12 protein-coding genes and 2 pseudogenes are annotated in these 18,778 nt (G+C 61.5%); 6 read left to right on the forward strand and 8 right to left on the reverse strand.

What is annotated here, in order from left to right:
* Positions 1 to 32 precede the first annotated feature (32 nt).
* Complete coding sequence (gene benA / locus AC1MFL_RS00380) at positions 33 to 1,415, reverse strand: benzoate 1,2-dioxygenase large subunit (RefSeq protein WP_479812531.1); 1,383 nt, start codon at positions 1,413 to 1,415, stop codon at positions 33 to 35.
* A gap of 319 nt (positions 1,416 to 1,734) precedes the next feature.
* Here benA and catA point away from each other — a divergent pair, with 319 nt between their 5' ends.
* From catA to AC1MFL_RS00405, 5 genes are all read left to right on the forward strand, one after another.
* Positions 1,735 to 2,631, forward strand: a complete 897-nt coding sequence (gene catA / locus AC1MFL_RS00385; protein ID WP_479812533.1) for a catechol 1,2-dioxygenase — start codon at positions 1,735 to 1,737, stop codon at positions 2,629 to 2,631.
* Between the two features lie 106 nt (positions 2,632 to 2,737).
* Positions 2,738 to 4,021, forward strand: coding sequence for a benzoate/H(+) symporter BenE family transporter (locus AC1MFL_RS00390; protein ID WP_479812535.1), 1,284 nt, complete (start codon positions 2,738 to 2,740; stop codon positions 4,019 to 4,021).
* Positions 4,022 to 5,001: 980 nt separating this feature from the next.
* Positions 5,002 to 6,348, forward strand: coding sequence for an FAD-binding oxidoreductase (locus AC1MFL_RS00395; protein WP_479815607.1), 1,347 nt, complete (start codon positions 5,002 to 5,004; stop codon positions 6,346 to 6,348).
* Positions 6,349 to 6,454: 106 nt separating this feature from the next.
* Positions 6,455 to 7,813 carry an MFS transporter gene (locus AC1MFL_RS00400; RefSeq protein ID WP_479812537.1) on the forward strand — a complete coding sequence of 453 codons (1,359 nt, stop codon included), beginning with the start codon at positions 6,455 to 6,457 and terminating at the stop codon, positions 7,811 to 7,813.
* Between the two features lie 22 nt (positions 7,814 to 7,835).
* Positions 7,836 to 9,785 carry a helix-turn-helix domain-containing protein gene (locus AC1MFL_RS00405; protein WP_479812539.1) on the forward strand — a complete coding sequence of 650 codons (1,950 nt, stop codon included), beginning with the start codon at positions 7,836 to 7,838 and terminating at the stop codon, positions 9,783 to 9,785.
* A gap of 709 nt (positions 9,786 to 10,494) precedes the next feature.
* On the opposite strand, the gene AC1MFL_RS00410 is transcribed toward AC1MFL_RS00405, so the two are convergent.
* From AC1MFL_RS00410 to istA, 4 genes and pseudogenes are all read right to left on the reverse strand, one after another.
* A complete protein-coding gene (locus tag AC1MFL_RS00410; RefSeq protein WP_330193862.1) occupies positions 10,495 to 10,716 on the reverse strand; it encodes a hypothetical protein in 222 nt (73 codons plus the stop codon).
* A gap of 195 nt (positions 10,717 to 10,911) precedes the next feature.
* Entirely contained in the window at positions 10,912 to 11,319 is a 408-nt protein-coding gene (gene mscL / locus AC1MFL_RS00415; protein WP_090584173.1) for a large conductance mechanosensitive channel protein MscL, read from the reverse strand.
* Positions 11,320 to 11,493: 174 nt separating this feature from the next.
* Positions 11,494 to 12,285, reverse strand: a pseudogene (gene istB, locus AC1MFL_RS00420) (IS21-like element helper ATPase IstB); the annotation flags it as partial.
* Entirely contained in the window at positions 12,282 to 13,958 is a 1,677-nt protein-coding gene (istA, locus tag AC1MFL_RS00425) for an IS21 family transposase (protein WP_330193817.1), read from the reverse strand. The pseudogene istB and the gene istA, both read right to left, overlap by 4 nt.
* Positions 13,959 to 14,133: 175 nt before the next feature.
* On the opposite strand from istA, the gene cynS reads away from it, so the two are divergent.
* The gene (gene cynS / locus AC1MFL_RS00430; RefSeq protein WP_479812543.1) at positions 14,134 to 14,586 is read left to right on the forward strand and encodes a cyanase; all 453 of its coding nucleotides are present in this window, start codon (positions 14,134 to 14,136) and stop codon (positions 14,584 to 14,586) included.
* A gap of 1,824 nt (positions 14,587 to 16,410) precedes the next feature.
* Here the strand turns inward: cynS and AC1MFL_RS00435 are convergent.
* From AC1MFL_RS00435 to AC1MFL_RS00445, 3 genes and pseudogenes are all read right to left on the reverse strand, one after another.
* Complete coding sequence (locus tag AC1MFL_RS00435) at positions 16,411 to 16,557, reverse strand: lmo0937 family membrane protein (RefSeq protein WP_479812545.1); 147 nt, start codon at positions 16,555 to 16,557, stop codon at positions 16,411 to 16,413.
* A 221-nt stretch (positions 16,558 to 16,778) separates the two neighbouring features.
* A pseudogene (locus tag AC1MFL_RS00440) lies at positions 16,779 to 17,119 on the reverse strand (dihydrofolate reductase family protein); the annotation flags it as partial.
* A gap of 198 nt (positions 17,120 to 17,317) precedes the next feature.
* A protein-coding gene (locus AC1MFL_RS00445; RefSeq protein WP_479812547.1) for an IS3 family transposase occupies positions 17,318 to 18,702 on the reverse strand; the annotation gives its coding sequence in 2 pieces (ribosomal slippage) (positions 17,318 to 18,384 and positions 18,384 to 18,702; 1,386 coding nt in all).
* Between the last annotated feature and the right edge of the window lie 76 nt (positions 18,703 to 18,778).

An 18,778-nucleotide genomic window follows, 5' to 3' on the forward strand; every position in this document is an offset into this window, starting at 1 on the left:
TATGCACTTTCTCTGGTTCGACGTGGACGCGGTCAGGCAGTGACGGGAACGGTATCCACGGCGGAGAGCTCCGCCTCCGTCAGGGCCCGGTCCATGACTTCCTTCCAGTACCCGTGCTGGATGGGGTAGAGCCCCTCGTCCTCGGTGCGCATCCCGGACGCGATCACCTTGGTCATGCCCAGGGCCCGGGCCTGTTCATCGGGGCCCGCGATCTCATGGGTGGACCCGCGCGTCATGTCGTTCCAAGGCGCCGAGGTGGCCCAGTATGTCTTGTTGCAGGATCGGAACTCTTCGAGGTCGTCGGGGGTGGCCATGCCCGTGGCGTTGAAGAAGTCCTCGTACTGGCGGATGCGCTTGGTGCGGTTCTCCTGGGATTCGCCCTTGGGTGCGATGCAGTAAATGGTGACTTCGGTCTGGTCCGCGGAGATGGGGCGGAAGTGGCGGATCTGGGAGGAGAACTGGTCCATGATGTAGACATTCGGGTACAGGCACAGGTTCCGCGAGATGTTGATCATGAAGTTGGCCATCTCCTCGCCGTATTTCGACACAAGCTCCTCGCGGCGGTCCCACAGCGGACGGTCCTCGGGGTTGGTCCACTCCTGCCACAGCAGCAGGTGGCCGTGGTCGTAGGAATAGAAGCCCCCCTTGACCTTGCCCCACTTGCCGGCGTCCATGGCCTTGGTTTTGTTGGCGGAGTCGCCTGCGCCGCGGCGGGCGGTGGTGGCGGCGTAGTTCCAGTGCACAGCGGTGACGTGGTAGCCGTCGGCGCCGTTCTCCGCCTGCACCTTCCAGTTGCCGTCGTAGGTGTAGGTGGATGAGCCGCGCAGCACTTCGAGTCCTTCCGGGGACTGGTCCACGATGGAGTCGATCACCTTGGTGGCGTCACCCAGGTGCTCTTCGAGCGGGAGCACGTCCGCCTTCAGGGAACCAAAGAGGAAACCGCGGTAGGAGGCGAAGCGGGCAACCTTGGTGAGGTCGTGGGAGCCCTCTTTGTTGAAAGTCTCCGGGTAGCCGGCGTTGCGGGAGTCCTTGACCTTCAGCAGCTCACCGGAGTTCTTGAAGGTCCAGCCATGGAACGGGCAGGTGAAAGTGGTGCGGTTGTCCGTCTTGCGGCGGCACAGCATCGCGCCGCGGTGGGAGCAGGCGTTGACGATGCAGTTCAGGTTCTCGTCCTTGTCGCGGGTGATCACTACAGGGGTGCGGCCGATGTTCGTGGTGAAGTAGTCCCCCACATTGGGGATCTGGGACTCATGAGCGAGATAGACCCAGTTGCCCTCGAAGATGTGCTTCATCTCCAGTTCGAAAATATCCTCATCGGTGAAAATTTCGCGCTTGGCCCGGATGACGCCGTTCTCACGGTCATCGATCACGGCGTCGGAAAGGACCTCACGGACATGGGTCAGGTTCTCGGTCATGGCTGCTCCTTCATTGGAGAGTGCTGTACAAATCTGGCGGGAGATCCGGGCTGGCCGGGGGCGCCGCTGGGGGACGTTGTCAGGCAATCTTGTCCCATCGTGACCGCACTCACATCAGGCAAATACCTAGGTTCTACCAAGGGTGTCATTATGTAGGTTTCCTGACAGAAAAGCCGCTATATCGATATTTGTGGCGTCCTTATCGCGAGGCCTACCATGAGACGGACATCACGCGCAGCCCCGTCACCTCGGTTCAACCCTGGCGCACGAAGGCTCGCAACGGGTGCAGGAACCTTTCCTCCCCAGTTCAATGAAGAGTATGGAGAAGACCATGACAGAGACCCAAACGGACGCCCGTAAAGAGGACCAGGGCACTGCCGTCGAAGCAGGTTCAAAGGCCACCGAGCGCTTCACCGCCTCAGGAAAGCTCGCTCAGCTGGATGTGCCGAAGGAAAGGGTGAGCCTGCTGGCGGGGGCACTCATCAAGGCCGCTAACGACATCGTCGTCGAACACGAGGTCACCTACGAGGAATACAACGCGTTCAAGGCCTGGCTGATCAAGGTGGGAACAGACGGGGAATGGCCGCTGTTCCTGGACGTGTGGCTGGAACACACTGTCGAGGACGTCAACTCCCAGGACCGTCCAGGCACCGTGGGTACCATCGAGGGACCCTACTACGTGCCCGGCTCCCCTGTGCTCCAGAGCCCTGGCACTGTAGAGATGCGCGAGGGCGAGGAGGGCACCCCGCTGCACTTCACGGGCCGCTTCACTGATACCGAAGGCAGTGCAATCCAGGGTGCTCAGGTGGAAATTTGGCATGCGGACAGCGCCGGATTTTACTCCCAGTACGCCCCGGGCCTCCCCGAATGGCTCTTCCGCGCCACGGTCAAGGCGAACGACGACGGCCGCTTCGAAATCAACACCATGCGCCCGGCGCCTTACCAGATTCCCACAGACGGGGCTTGCGGGCAGCTGATCAACGCGGCCGGGTGGCACGCCTGGCGTCCGGCGCACATCCACATCAAGGTCTCCGCGCCCGGCTTCCAGCCTGTAACCCAGCAGCTGTACTTCCCCGGCGATCCTCACAACGCCGATGACATTGCCTCGGCGGTCAAGCCCGAGCTGATGCTGGACCCGCGGCCGCGCACGGACGGCCAGGCCGGCGAAGAAGTGGTTTATAACTATGTGCTCGCCAAGGAAGGCCAGCACAAGTAAAAACCACCGCCACAACCGGTGCCGGCGCCTCGGCTCTTGCACGAACTGCGCCCCGGAGTGCCAACTCCGGGGCGCAGGTTTTTTTCCGCCGTCCCCAGGAGCCAGAATGCCGCGATCCCGCCAGATCCTGCCCGCCATGCCGCACGCGGAAGCCGCTGCGGCCCCGGACTCTCAACCGCTGCTGGGACGTCCGGGGGTTCGCCCCGCCGGGGCGCGCCAATTCCTCCGTGACCTGGGCATGCCCTATGCATCGAACGGGGTGATCGGCCTCATCTTCGCCGGCTCCGGCCCTATAGCGGTCACGCTGGCCGTTGGAACGGCGGGCGGACTTACTCAGGGCCAACTCGCTTCCTGGGTGTTTGCCATCCTTTTCTCGGGCGGGGCGGCGACGGTTTTCATGTCGCTCCTTTACCGCCAGCCACTGGGCTTCGCATGGTCCATTCCCGGCACGGTGCTCCTCGGACCGTCACTGCAGCACCTGTCCTTTCCGGAGGTGGTCGGCGCGTTCTTCACGTCCGCTATTCTCATCCTCGCCCTGGGTGCCAGCGGACTGGTTCGCCGCATCATGGCGGCGGTCCCGATGCCCCTTGTCATGGCCATGGTGGCGGCTGTGTTCCTGAAATTCGGCACAGACATCGTCGCCTCAACCCAAGCGAACCCTGTGGTGGCTGCCCCGATGGTGGCCGTGTTCCTGGTCCTCACAGCCGTCCCCGCCCTGGGCAGGTTCCTTCCTCCGGTACTCGGCACCCTTGTGATTGGTTGCCTTGCTGTGGCAGCAAGTGGCCAATTTTCCCTCCGGGAAGGCGGACCGATTCTGGCCACCCCGGTCTTCACCATTCCTGAGTTCACCTGGGCTGCCCAGCTCGAGCTGGTTGTTCCTCTGGCCCTTACCGTGCTGTTCGTTCAGAACGGCCAGGGCGTCGCCGTCCTCCGCGCCGCCGGCCACAATCCGCCGATCAACGTCTTCGCTATCGTTTCGGGGGCTTTTTCCTTGCTCAATGCCGGATGCGGCGCCGTTTCAGCCTGCGTGACCGGCCCCACGAACGCCCTCATGACCTCCTCTGGAAGCCGGCAGCGCCAGTACACAACTGCCGTGGTATATGGCGTCCTGGCCATGGCGTGTGCTCTCCTCGCGCCAGCCCTTACCCGGCTCATGCTCGCAACACCGAAGGAATTCATCCTGGCCTTGGGCGGCATTGCGATGCTGCGCGCTCTCCAGCAGGCCTTTGTGACCGCGTTCGCCACAGCCTTCACCCTGGGGTCCCTGGTGACACTCGTCGTGACAATGTCCGGCATGAGCCTCTTCAACATCCACCCGGCGTTCTGGGGTCTCGTCATCGGCTACATGGTGTCCCGACTGCTTGAACGCGCGGACCACGCCAAGTCCTGACGCCAAAATCACCCGCGGCACGCCTGCCGCCTGCAGCACCTGTTCCCCGCTCTTGGCTCCTCAATCCGGCTGGGCATCTTCATGCAATCACAGCTCAGCTGTTGAGCGCTTGCGGAGATCCAAAAACTTGCCAGCCAGCGCCAGGTCATGCAGTGAGCGGCCCTCCCCGCCATGAACAGGGAACGCGCGACACCGCCACCCAAACACGAAAGGAGGCAACCGCCCGCCAACAAAAATGGACCCCCGCAGGGCCCAAAAGTGACTGTCCACCCCCCAATTCTCCCAGCCAAAGGCCTCCCCCAAAGTGCCGCACCCCGCATCGAGATGGGTGCGGCGCTTCTTTGTCCTCAGAAAACTAATTTTGCCAGAGGAGTCCCTGCGCGGTGTGTGATGACTATCTGTAGGCCGTTTCAGCCAAGAAATCCGGCCGAGTTGGTTACTGGTCAAAGGGGCGCTAAGAATCAGGCCATGCATTTCCCCTCCAAATCCTGGATTCGGGGGAGAACATGGGCCCGGCCGCAGTTCATTGATGCCGACGAAGTTTGCCAGCCTCGGAGGCCTTTTTCTTGGCTCCGGCCGCAGCTCGCTGCAACTTCGTCTAGTTCGTAGGTCGAGAATCAGGAACGTTACTGATGTCCATCTCCACGCCCATGGCGGTGTCTTCGATCCAGGCGTCCGGGCCGCCATCAATGGCGTGTGCGCGGTGCTCTACGAACCCCCGCAAAGCCGAAGTTGCATGGAAAGACTGATGATTACGAAGCGCCTCACGCGGCCGAGCCCTAAACATGGATTAAACATCCCCAACTGACGCCATTTTATGGACAAAACCTACATGTTGTGACCGGCGTCTCTTCGTTACCGTTGACTCGGAGCTAATTCTGCTAGTAAGAGGTCGGACGGTAACGGAATTGCAGATGATCAGGACAGCAACAATTTCAAACGATTTGTCGAAGGATTTGGCTCTGCTGGTGCAAAAGGGAATGGTCCTCACAGACGACCATTCCCTTCAGACGTACAGCCATGACGACGCTGAATGGGCGCCGTTTGAGACTCCTCTCGCCGTAGTGCTGGCGAGCACGACATCGGAAGTTGCCAGCGTCGTCCGCTACGCCGATGACCGCGGAATCCACATAGTCCCCCGAGGAGCGGGAACTGGGCTTTCCGGTGGTGCGAATAGCGTCGAAAATTGCATCATCCTCTCCCTGGAGCTCATGAATGATGTCATTGAGATCAACGCCGATGAGCGCTTTGCCATCGCTCAGGCCGGGGTCATCAACGATGCCCTCCGGGAGGCTGCGGCCAGCGTCGGTCTCTGGTACCCCCCGGACCCGGCAAGCTCCGGCGTCTCGACGATCGGCGGCAACGCAGCCACGAACGCGGGCGGCATATGCTGCGTCAAGTACGGCGTCACACGCGACTACGTGCTCGGCATGACCGTGGTCCTCGCCGACGGACAGATTGTCCACCTCGGCCACCGCACCGCAAAGGGCGTCACGGGCTATGACCTGACCGGCCTAATGGTCGGCTCGGAGGGAACGCTGGGCATCATCACAGAGGTGATCGTCAAGCTCCTGCCGCTGGCAGGGCGTGAGGAACAGGGAATTGTCGGGTATTTCCCGTCCTTGCGGGCAGCGGGGGTCGCTGTAGCAGCGATCTCGTCTGAAGGAATTGTTCCTGCCGCCCTCGAGCTCATCGACCGTACGTGCCTGCGAGCTGTAGACGAGTGGCTGGATCTCGGTCTTCCGGAGGACGTTGAGGTTCTCCTGCTTGCCAAGATCGATGATCGAGGAACGGCTGGCCGCGAGCTCGCCGACCGCGTCGCAGCAATCTTCACGGACTCAGGCGGATCGAACGTTGAGCAAGCTGTCGATCCCGCAGACATTGGCAGGCTGTTTCTGGCCCGACGCATGGCCTACCCGGCGCTCGAACGCCTCGGTCCGGTCCTGACGGAGGACGTTTGTGTCCCGCGCTCAGCCGTTCCTGAGATGCTCTCCCGGATTCAGGCGACTGCCGCTAAGCACGACGTCGTCATTGCCAATATTGCCCACGCCGGCGATGGAAACCTGCACCCACTCATCATTGCCCCCGTGGGCGACCTGCCGGCGAAAGCCCGGGCCAAGGCCGCGTTCGACGAAATCGTTAATGATTGCCGCGCCCTGGGCGGAACCATCACCGGAGAACACGGCGTGGGTCTGCTAAAGCTGCCCGGCGCCGCTGACGAACTGGAACCGAGGGTCATCAGCATGCACCAGTCTGTCAAGAACGCCCTCGACCCCCGTGCCACGCTCAACCCCGGCAAGGCGTTTCCACACCAGGCGACGCCGTAGGCCAACGGGCCCATGCTGGATAACCCAGCGATGTCTGCAAACACAGCGGCCTTGGCAACGGTGCCAATGCGCCGCCTCGCACTCATTCAACTCAACGAGGAGCCCCATGAAGACGATCGACCAGCAACGCGCAGCGGACCCGGATATGCGCAAACGCGTGTTGCGCAAGGTGGCCTTGCGACTGTCCCCCTTTCTCGGCTTGCTGTACTTCATCAATTATCTGGACCGGACCAATCTTGCCTTCTCCGCCCCCCACGGCATGAACGCAGCACTGGGTCTGACGGCCACTACCTTCGGCCTGGCCTCGGGGCTGTTCTTCATCGGCTACCTCGTCCTTGAAGTTCCCAGCAACCTCGCTCTCCACAGGTTTGGCGCCCGCCGCTGGATGGCCCGGATCATGGTCAGCTGGGGAATCATTGCAACCATTATGGCTTTCGTCCCGAACGCGGAGACCCTATATGTCTTGCGATTTCTACTTGGTATCGCCGAGGCCGGATTCTTCCCGGGCATCATCTATTACCTCACTTTCTGGTTCCCCAAGCGTGAGCGTGCCAAGGCCCTAGCCCTGTTCATACTTGCGGTGCCCCTGTCCTCCGCGATCGGCTCCCCGTTGTCATCCTGGCTGATAACTGCCGGCAACCAGATCCTGTTTAATCTGGACGGCTGGCGGTTCATGTTCCTGATCGAAGGCCTGCCCGCCGTCGTTCTGGGCGTGGTCTGCTGGTTCTACCTGACTGAGCGGCCCGCCGACGCCAAGTGGCTCGCCGACGACGAACGTGACTGGCTGCAACGTGAAATGGACACAGATTCCGCACAAACCGCCGCTCAAGCCCACGTATCCATCAAGCAAGCCCTGACTCAAGGGCGTATTTGGGCGCTGGCCTTCGTCTATTTCGGCATCGTCTATGGCCTATATGCCATCAGCTTCTTCCTGCCAACGATTGTCGCGGAGTTTAAAAAGGAATTCAACACCGACTTTTCTGTCCTGCAGCAAGGCTTTATTGTCTCGATCCCGTTTGTTTTTGGCTGTTTCTCCATGTATTTCTGGGCCAGGCACGGAGACAAGACCGGTGAACGAATCTGGCATGTTGCAGTCCCGACCATCATCGGCGGCATTGCGATCCCGATCGCGCTCTACCTCGATTCACCGTTTGCGGCCATGTCCGCAATCACCGTTTGCACCATGGGTATCTGTGCAGCCCTGCCCACCTTCTGGCCGCTGCCTTCCCTTTACCTCTCCGGCGCGGCCGCAGCAGCCGGAATTGCACTGATCAACTCCGTTGGCAACCTCTCCGGCTTCATCGGCCCCTACATCACCGGCAAGCTGGCGGAGATTACAGGTTCGCAGCAGGCGGGCATGTGGGTGGTCGGCGTTGTCATGGTCCTGGCCGGCGTGGTGGTCATCGCAATGAAATCCACGCTGAAGCAGGACGCCGAGGCGTTGGAGCAGGGCCCGGGCGAGTAAACGCATCGTGCAATACTGAAACGTGCCTCCAATCGATGCGAACGACGCTTCCGCTGGACTGAGGAGGTCGAGCCAGCCCCCGAACCTGGGGGGCTGGCTCGACCTCCTTGCCAGTGACGGACAAATTTCCGAGGCAGAGAGCTACCGTAAGCGGCTCTTGGACGGAGCACCGGAGTCCACGCAGGAGGAGATTGAGCGCCAAACCGGGAAGGTATTGGCCATCATTAACCGGCTCTCGGAGCGCCGGCAGCACGCCGATGAACTCACTGTGCTCAATGACCTTGCCCGCAAGCTCGCCTCCCTGCGCGAACCACGCGAAGTGCTGCAGGAGGTCGCCATGCAAGCCCGGCGCTTCCTCGCCACCGACGTTGCCTACCTCATGCTTCGTCATGAAGGGGACAGCCTGCGCATCGAAGTCTCGGACGGCTCCATGGGTTCAGTGTTGGGGGGAATTAAAATCGGCCCCGGCCAAGGCCTTGGCGGCGAAGTTTTGCGCGCCGGGAAGCCGCTGTGGACCGAGAATTACTTGAAGGACAGCATGATCGAGCACCTTCGACATGTAGACGATGCCGCATCCAGTGAACATCTCGGCGGAATCCTTGGCGTGCCCCTAATTGTGGGCAACGAGACCCTCGGGGTTTTGTTAGCCGCCAGCCGCAGCCCCCGTAAGTTCACGGAACGTGAGATCGAACTCCTGGCTTCTCTCGCCGCGCACGCATCTGTGGCAATCCGCAATGCCACACTGTTCGAGCACCAACAACGCACCGCCGAAGCCCTGCGCAGCGCCATTGCAGCCCTGAAGAAGACAAATGACACGCGCCAGCGTGCATTCGATCTGCGGGAGAGACTCACCGGGATCGTGATCAGCGGCGGTCGTCTCACGGACATACTCCACGAGCTTGAACACGCCGTCGGGGTGCCAGTGAGGTTCGAAAATGCCGAAAATCCCGAGTTCTCATCTCTCTTCGCCAATTCAACATCCGCCGTTCCGCTCAGAGCCAGCTCACAATCAACCCCCGGTGTCGCCATCCCTGTCCTGCTGTCGGCCGGGTATGGCGGCTGCGTTGTCGCTGAAAGCCACGCACCGCTCGACGAGGTGTCCGTGCAGCTGCTCCTGATCGGCTCGACCTCCGTCGCCCTCATGGTCGCCTCCGAGCGTTCGCTTGCGGAAGTCGGGATTCGCACTCGCAGCGAGTTCATCAACACCTTGCTCTGGAGCCAGGCGGACGAAGAAAGCGTGGCCCGACACGCGGCATCCGTGGGCATCGATATCGACAAAGTGTCAGCGGTCGTTGTCTTGTCGTCGGACCCCAGAACCGATGACGCAGAGGAGGCACGCCGCCTGGCCTTCCGCTTGAGTCAGGAATTCCACGGCTGGTCTGGACAGCACGCCGAGCAGATCGTTGTACTCTTGCCCGGGACACCGGTGGAGGGGGTCAAGCAGTGCATTGAACGCCTCGCGGACGGCAACTATCCCGGGGCAATAGGCATCGCACCGAGCATGAGTGGCGTTAGGGCCGTGAGAACGGCCCACGAGGCAGCGCAGCAGACCACGACAATGCTCAACGCACTTGGACGTTCGCACGACATCGCGGTCGCGTCGGAGCTCGGCATCTATCGCTCGGTGTTCAGCCACGCAGGTCGCAATCAGCTTGCCGTCTTCGTCAGACAGTCAGTCGGTCCCCTGCTCAGCCACGACCACGAGTATGGGCGAAACCTTGCGGCGACGCTAACGACTTATCTGGACCTGTCGCAACACCACGCCCGTACGTGTGCCGCATTGCACATCCACACGAATACGCTTTACCAGCGACTGGAACGAATCACCGCGCTCATCGGCCCCGGGTGGAAGGAACCGGCCCGCAGCCTCGACGTTCAACTAGCGTTACGTTTGAACGGTTTAATGAGTTCGGTAACCCAGGTAGGCCCTGCAAGCAGGCTCAAGGCGGAAGAGAAGGGAAATCCCGGATGAGGCTTTCCCTGTTAGTGGCAGAGGCCTGAAGAGAAGGATCGAGCGGCCTTGCCGGTGGCGAAGGCTCAAGGAATTGCAGGCGGGAGCACCGGATACGGAAATGTAAGTCGCGGTACAGCAGAATCGCTTCGCTTTTGGCCGCCGCGCCGCAAAACGCGAGGGCCGGGCGGGCAGAGACCCTGGTTTCAGTTCGTGAGCCTCGTGAGGTGTGACGCGCAATTGGAGCGCCTGATTCTCCGAGAGGTGCCCCGTGCCGACGGCGGCGTCTTGTTTCAATAACTCATGCCGCCGAACGAATCGAGGGCCGTTTGCACTCGATCGCTTGTGAAGGGCGGTCCTCCAGCGGCCGACCCATTCAAACCGTCTTGACCAAAGGCCTTCGGTTTGAGAGCCTTTGGGCCTTTACCGCTCAATTTTGATTGTGTCAAGTATTTTTGGCCCCAGAGGGGCGATTGAAAGTGGCCCCAGGTTCACGGAACGTTGTTGTGGGTCTCGGGCTCGCGGGACGGTTTTCGCACCGGTTGGCTAAGGGTTCCTGTATCGCCCGGGGAACGGCAGATGCCGGTCGGGGGTATGGAGTCGGGGCGCCGTCGTTGCTAGCATGTCAGATCTCTTGAGTGGGAGAAATCCATTCTGGAATGGAAAAGGTCCGACCTGGCGTGCGCCGGGCCGGACCTTTTCAGTGAGACGCGCTAACAGTCCAGACCCACTACCCGACCTTGCCGGAGAGTGCGACCAGTACACCTGCCGTAGCGAAGTATTTATTGCTTCCCAGATCGCGGATGGTTTTGATTCCCATACCGGCAAGCAGTTCGTCGTGCTTTTCGGTCAGGCCGGCAAGAGCCGAGGGCGGGGCCGACAGGACCTCGTCCAGAGTCGAGTTCTCGTAGGCGTTGTCCAATGCCTTGCCCAATTCAATCGAAACAGCCACTTTTCATGTCCTTTCATCGATGACGGAAAACAAGCACAGCCAGCCTGCGGCTGCACGAACGCCGGGATTTATCCCTGCGCCGCTGGGAGACACGCTATCGGAGCATCGCTCTGCGGAACGTAAGCGTGCCGAAGCGATTGGGCGGCGGTTTAGCCCTGAAAGCGGATTTTGGTGGATTTGGGTCCGCCGACTTGATTAGGCCCTGCGGTCTTGCCGTAGGGAATCCCGGATTTCCGTGAGCAGGGCAATCTGGGGGTCTTCGGCCGCTTCTTCCTTGACGTCCGGGTTGATGCCGAGGCGCCGGTTGCGGCGCTCGATCATGTGGTTCATGGGCACGACGATGACGAAGTAAATGGCTGCCGCCACGAGCACGAAGTTAACAATTGCTGTGAGCAGGACACCGAATTTAATGTCGTTTCCGTTGAGGGTCACGACGGCGAAGCTATCGAAGTTCGGAGATCCGACCAAGGCCGCGATGAACGGCATGAGAACGCTTTGGACTAGGGCCGTGACTACGGCACCAAAGGCGGCACCAATCACGACGGCGACGGCAAGGTCTACGACGTTGCCCTTCATGATGAAATTCTTGAATCCGGTCAACATAGCGATCAAACTACCCCACGCGGACGCCGTATCGGATACTTTTGGGGAAAGTTTCGTGGTGAGTTATCCAGTGCCTGCAGGCGCCCGTGGCATGAGGTCGGATTCACCTCTGCGGGGACCTTGGGTTCCTGCAGCGGGGTTGTTCGCCTGTTCCGAACTTTTACGCGCGATGCCATGGGCCAGGCGATAGGAGTCGGTGCCGGTTTCGATGATGGTGCCCTTGAAGGTGAGGCGGTCCACGATGGCTGCACAGAGGCGCGGGTCGGTGAAGGTTTTGGTCCAGCCGGAGAATGACTCGTTCGAGGCGATCGCGATGGAATTCTTTTCCTCGCGTTCGGTGAGGACCTGGAACAGTAGTTCGGCGCCCCGCCGGTCCAGTTCCATGTAACCAAGCTCGTCGATGCAGAGCAGGTCCACCCGGCCGTACCGGGCGATGGTCTTGGCCAGGACCTTCTCGTCGGCGGCTTCGACAAGTTCGTTTACGAGCCGGGTGGCGAGGGTGTATTTTACTCGGTAGCCCTTCTCTGCGGCGGCGGTGCCGAGTCCGATGAGCAGGTGGGATTTGCCGGTCCCGGAGTCCCCAATCAGGCAGAGGGGTTGTCCTTTGCGGACCCAATCCCCGATGGCCAGGGTGTGGATGGTCGCGGGGTTGATGTTCGGGTTCGCATCGAAGTCAAAGTCCCCGAGCCACTTGTCCCGGGGAAAGCTCGCGGCTTTCACACGGCGGATCGAGGAGCGGCGGTCCCTGTCGTCGCACTCGGCCAGCAGCAGCTCGGCCAAGAAGCCCTGGTAGGAGAGTTGTTCCTTCCCCGCGACGGATAGGGCTTCATCGAGGACCCCGCGGATCGTGGGCAGGCGCAGCCGGCGGCAGGCCTGGTCCACAGCAGCGACCGCGGCCTGCTCAGTCAGGCCGCGCCGCCGGCGCAGGGTTGGGGTGATGGTGGTCGCCGGTGCGGTCGGGCTCATGACATATTCTCCTTTGACGCGGTTCCTTCGAGGTGTTGAGAGCGTTTGGCCAGCAGCTCGTCATAGGCGCGGACTGAGGGTAGGGGCCGGCCATCAGGGGGCAGCCCGGCAATGACGGCGGCGGGGTCCATAAAGCGGCGTTGGGTGAGACTGACAACCCGTTGCACTTTCTCTTCAGCATGAGCACCGGGATGACGATCGGAACTGGCTCCACCCCGGCAAGATGCCGTGGCATGTCTGCGGGCTTCGACCGCGACGACGTCTGCGCTGACCGCGCCCACTCCCAGCGCCGCACTGATTCCAGCGTGAATGTCTCGGGCATCCATGGACCGGTGGAGGAGCAGGACGTCGATGAGTTCGCGGGTCCCGTTGGCGTCGCCGTTAACCCGGCGGGAGGCGGCCCAGAAAGCCTCATGAGCGCTGGTGAACGTCCCGGACTCCCGTGCCCTGGCCAAGGCAGTGGAGCCGGGGAGAGCACCGGGTTTGGTTTTGAGGACCTCGAGATAGTGGTCCAGTTGGACTGACTGGCCGGAGCGGGCGGCGAGCCGCTGATGCCTCGCCACCACGGTGCGGCCGTCGAACACCACAACCTCGGATGCCCTCAACGAGACACGGACCCTCCGGCCGATGAGCCGGGCCGGGACGGAATACTTCACCATCCTGACCGTAACCATGGAGGACCTATCAACCCTCGGGCTCAGCGCCAGACCCGGATCGAATTCCTCAGGCGGCAAGGGGGCCAGGAACGGCCGTTCGATCTCGAAGTCCTGGCCTATCGTGCGGATCCTGTCATTGATCCGCCGGTCCTCGTCCTGGGCCTCCCACGCCCGTATCCGGTCGTTGAGCTCGTCCAGGGAGTCAGCAACCGGCATCGGTGAAAGCCGGTTGCGGCGGAACCAGCCCACCTCACCCTCAACCCCGCCCTTTTCGTGGGCCCCGGCGATACCAGGCTGGCAATAGAAGGGATCGAAGCCGTAGAACGAACGGAACAACACCCATCTGTCGTTCTCCCGGCGCTGCCGGCCCTGACCGAACACCACAGCGGTGACAGCACTGCTGAGATTGTCATAGCGGATGTGTTTAGTCGGGATGCCGCCCAGAACCTTGAAGGCCTCGATGTGCCCTTCAAGGAAGGCCTCCTGGGCCTGGGTCGGGTAGATCCGATGGATGGCCCTGCCCGAATGCGATAACCGGAAAATGAACAGGTGACACTTCGTCTTCACCCCGTTCAGCACGACATAGACCTCGCCGAAGTCCACCTCAGCCTCAGCACCCGGAGCGTGTTCCTGAGGAACGAACACCTCAACCCGGCGGCCAGCCTCCACATCAATCTGGGCCCGACGGACCCTTACGTAATCACGCACCGTCGAATACGACAGCTCCTGCGCACCGTGCTCTTCAATGAGCCGGGCCAAAATCCTGCGTGCAGTATGGCGCTGCTTCCGCGGCGCCGTCGTGTCCTCGATCAGCATCGCATCGATCGCGCCCTTAAAAGGCTCCAGCCTCCAGGACACGCCTTGCCTCTGTTTACGCTCCGGAGGGGCAGCCGAATCCAGCGCCTGCCTTACCGTTCGCCTGTGAACCCCGTACCGGACCGCCAACGCACGAACCGACAGGCCCTCAACCCGGGCGTCCCTTCGAATCCGCGCGAACAACTCCACTCTCGACTCCATCCAGACCAGCCTTCCGCCGCATCCATCCAGTGATGAATCCAACGTTGAAGGTGGGGCCACAAATAACCGCCACAGGTGCCCGGCGAGTCATGAAGTGGGGCCAGAAATAACCGTCCTGCCGGGGCCATATAAACCTGTCACAGCCACAATTTAGTGCGTTACGGGAGGATCAGTCATGGAACCGATTGTCAGTAAAAGGGATGCCGGTCAGATCGTGCGGGCAGCACAGTTCCGGTCGGGAGTGTCCTGGGCCGCGATTGCAGAGGCGATCGGCAAAGATCCGGTCTGGGTCGTTGCCGCGTTGCTCGGCCAGCACGCGTTGACGGCGGGGGAAGCAGAAATCGTCGCGGGGTTGCTGGCTTTGGATCCGGAGGTCCGGGAGGCCCTGCAGATGCAGCCCTACCGCGGTTCCTTCGATTCGCCGGTGCCATCGGACCCGACGCTATACCGGCTGTATGAAGCGATCAACGTGTATGGGCCCGCGATCAAGGAGCTAATTCATGAAGAATTCGGGGACGGCATCATGAGCGCGATCAATTTCAAAGTCGACATCCAGCGCCGTGAGGACCCGGCGGGAGACCGGGTCGTCATCACTCTGGACGGCAAATTCCTGGACTACAACTGGTAGATTCCCTCCGGCCACCCGGATCGCTTCAGGGGCCGGGAGCTGCGGGGCAGGCTAGGGGCGGTACTTGACGATTGGCAGGGCCGTGCCGAACCGCTTCTCGGGCAGCCTGGAGTGGTCGTCGTCGGCGACCAGTGTCGCGAGGGTAGAAGTAGCCGACCCGGTTCTGGGTCTGTGACGCCCTAACCGGAGCCGCCCCGAACACGCCGATAGGCGTGGGCCTAGACGAGAACAGCCTTCTCGTCCCCCGCAAAACCAGGTCCAGTTCGACATCGCCACCCGCCTGGTGCAGGCCGCCAAAAACCCCCGGCGCCCGCATACTCGCCGGCGGGAACCCGGCATCGAGAACTGCTGCTGAACCACGTTAGGTATGAATCCGAGAATGTTGATCAATGCCACTGCGGCTATGCCATATCCAATGACCAGGGCAGCCATGGCTAGCCCACCGCATCGTTACCCTCCCAGAGTGGCCTGATTGAGGGCACCGCTCCCACGGCCAAAACAGCGAGGACAGCTGTGCCGTTCACCACGAGGCCGGATGCGGCGGTGACGGGAAAAGTGATGGCTGCGGCGGCGGGTTAACTGGTCGGAAGGCCACGGCAGCAAGGCCCACCAGTTCCCGCAAATCGCCCTCGAAGCCGCCCCGCCTACCGACTGGCCAGGCTCAGCGAGCTCATGATCAGCTCCGGATCGGTTGCCATGTCATGCCGTTCCCTCCGCATTCCTGCATGAACAGGTACCAGAGGGAAAAACCGTGACCGGCCGCAGCCCTAGCCCGATCTAAAGAATAATCAGCAAATCATGTTGTACGCGGTTCTAGCCACCATGAAGTGGTGAACGCGAGAAACCCGACGGAAGGGCGAACGAGGATGAACACCCAGAAGAGACCCCACGGGGCGGTACCCGGTCCGCCGTAGGCAGGCGCTCCCCCACACAACCGAATAGGCCGTTTCCGGGACCCCACACACCCGGAACATCAGATCAGAGGCGAGAGTCTGCACAATGTGCAAACGAAAAAACACCGAAAAGCCCCTGAACAGGGAAAACACGTGCCCGAGGTGGGACTCGAACCGGGTTCCAGCCCTTGCAAAACCGCAACTCCCCCGAAAAAATCTGCAATCCGGCACCAGTACGACCCGATCCGAAGCCCAGGGTGTGCACATTGTGCACACCCTTTTTTGACCACTGTGATGCAACAAACAGCAAAAGGGCCGCAACCCTGCCGGCATGGAGGAAGCCGGTCTGATCCGCGCCGTCATTCCGCCCTGTGTCACCCACATGCCCGAGCCCTGGCCGGGGCTCGGCCTCGACTGAGGCCGAGCCCTGGCCGGGGCTCGGCCTCGACTGAGCACCAACATCAGGGACAGCGGAAGACTGTGAATCAACGTCCGCCATGGTGTTGCACCTCCTTCGTACATCTCGTGGCGGAAAGAATAGAACCGCGTATGACCAGAACCCTCTGCCCGGGAGCACGGCCGAACCCATCGAGTTCCCAGAACGACGAAAGGAGGGTTATCAGCGCTCCAATACACCGCCGTTTAATGAGAGAACCGCGCATCTGGTCCCCTTTTTTTCGGTCCGCGTCCGGTGCCGCAGGTGGCAGCGGCGATGACAACGACCAGGCCAGGCACAACGGCGCAGCTGGCCAGGTCAGCGGCTGCCGGTGATTTCTGCGCCCGCCTCAGGGCTGGCCGACCGTCGGGTGGCTGGCATGTTCGTCAGTACAGAGCCATCTGTCGGTCGGGTCAGGCGACTTGCAGGCCTTGCCCGAGAACGGCGGCAGCTCCCACCTCGCTGTCCAGCAGGGGCGGACCACAGTTTTGTATTTTAGGCGCGGGACCTGCCGCGAACGAAGTGGAGGATCAAGACGACCACGGCGATAACCAAAAGTATGTGAATTAACCCGCCACCGATGTTGCCGAGCAGGCCGAGAAGCCAGAGAACTGCGATAATGATGGCTATCCAGAGCAGCATGAGAGTCTCCTTTAATTCCCGCACGGTAATCGTGTGGTGCATATCACCATAAGCCAGAACTGGTGTAGGTAGAAATAGCAGAAAGATAAGACGTAGGGCAGAGCCGGTCGGCCGCCTGGAACGATGACGCGTCGGGCATGCTGCCTCGCCCTTCGTGGAAGTTCAACTGGTCAGACTGTCCCGTAAGACGGTCCTCCACGGGCGGTCGCTCCCATGTCGGTCTACCGGGCGGTGCGGCGAGTGAAAATCAGGTGGAGAACTCCGGATGGAGAAGGGGTCGCTTCGATGTCGAAGCGTTGTTCGAGTCCTTCGAGTCCATCCCAGAGCCGTTCGCCCCGGCCCAGGATGATCGGCACGAGGACGATGCATGTGGTCGATCAGATCGGCCTCGAGGAACTGTCGAACCGTGCTGACCCCCACCGATCCGGACGTCGAGGTCACCGGCCAGGGCGCGGGCCTGCTTGAGCGCGGAGACGGGGTCGGCGTCCACGAAATGGAAGGTTGTTCCGCCTTCCGTCTCGAGTACCGGCCGAGGGTGGTGTGTCAGAACAACGACAGGGGAACTACTGAGCCGGCAAGCTGGCCCCTGCCAAAGAAGCCCAATTGGACACCGTGATCCAAAGGTGGCGACAGGGCCAGCCACTCAAAGGCGCCAACAGCAGACGAACTGGCACTTGCTGGTTACATCTACTGGTTCTTTATCTCCTCGACAAACTGCTGCGCGATCGGAATTTTTCAAGCTGAACGGTACCAACGGGAGTTAGGCGGCTGACTGTTCAGTGTTTTCCTTGGGCTGATTGATCCATGCGGGCCCGGGCAGGGCCAGGATTTTGGGGTCGGTGGTTTTGGTGAAGCGGTTGGGGTGTCTCGCCCTCGCTGCGGCGAGGATTGCGGAGCGTTCCTTGGCGATGCCGGCGGCGAGCCTGTAATGGACGTTCGCGGGCGTGTGGAAGCCGATCCCGGAATGCTGGTGGTGATGGTTGTACCAGTCCACAAACTCGCTGATAAAGGCCCTGGCATCGCCAAGTGAAGCGAAGCGTTCGGGAAACATGGGCCCGTATTTCATGGTCTTGAAGAGGCTTTCTGAGTACGGATTATCGTTGCTCACCCGGGGCCGGGAATGTGACCGGGTGACCTCCAAGTCCGAGAGCAGCGCGGCCACAGTCTTGGACGTCATCGAGGTCCCCCGATCCGCATGCACCACTTGCGGGATGCCGTGGATACCGAAGATTTCCTTCATCATCTCCACCGCTAGAACCGCAGATTCGCTGGCGTGCACGTGCGCGCCGACAATGAAGCGGGAGTGGATGTCGACCATCATGTAGCAGTCGTAGTATCTGCCCTTCACGGGCCCGGCCAGCTTCGTAATGTCCCACGTCAGCACCTGGCCCGGGGCGGTGGCCACGAGTTCGGGAACGGCCCGGGGAGGGTGCTTGGCCAGGCGGCGGCGTTCCTTGACCTGTTTGTTCTCCTCCAACACCCGGTAGAACGTTGACAATGAACCCAGATAGACGCCCGCATCCAGGAGCTTCGCATAGACCTGCATCGGGGCCAGGTCCACGAACTCGGGGGCGTTCAACACCGCCAACACCGCAGCCCGCTCGGCAGGGCTGAGCTTGTTCGGTGGCGTCACCGCCGCCGCCTCCCGGGGCGGTGAGATCTTGCGGTAAACCGTGGTGCGTGAGACGCCGGTCAGGGAGGCCGCCCGCCGGGTGGGGACCTGTTGTTGGCGCAGGCCGTGGTAGGCGGCCATCAGTTCTTCTTGGACTTCGGCTCGTCCGGTGATTCCTGAATGGCGTTCTCTAAGAACGCCGAGAGTTTTTCCATGATTCCCAGGGCTGCCTCGGATCGTTTCAACCGGCTCTCACTCACCCCCAGCTGGCGGCGCAACCGCGCGATCTCAGCCTGCTCCGCCGACAGCTTCCCGATTGTCTCCCCGGGCTTCTTGCCCGCCAAAACGCCTGCATCACGGAGCCGGCGCCATTCAGTCATCTGCGAGGAATACAGGCCCTCGCGGCGCAGGAACGCACCCCCTTCGTTGCCTTGGCATGCCGCCTCGTACGAGGCCAAATATTCAAGCTTCTGCACTGGGGTGAACGACCGTCGCTGGGTCGGTCCACCAGAACGCGGTCCGGGACTGTTCATAGGACCATCTTGGCCTACGGCACTCAAAACTGGACTGGACATGATTACTGGATTCCTCGTTCTCGCCCCACGCGAT

This window comes from Arthrobacter sp. BG3 (genome assembly GCF_056680185.1).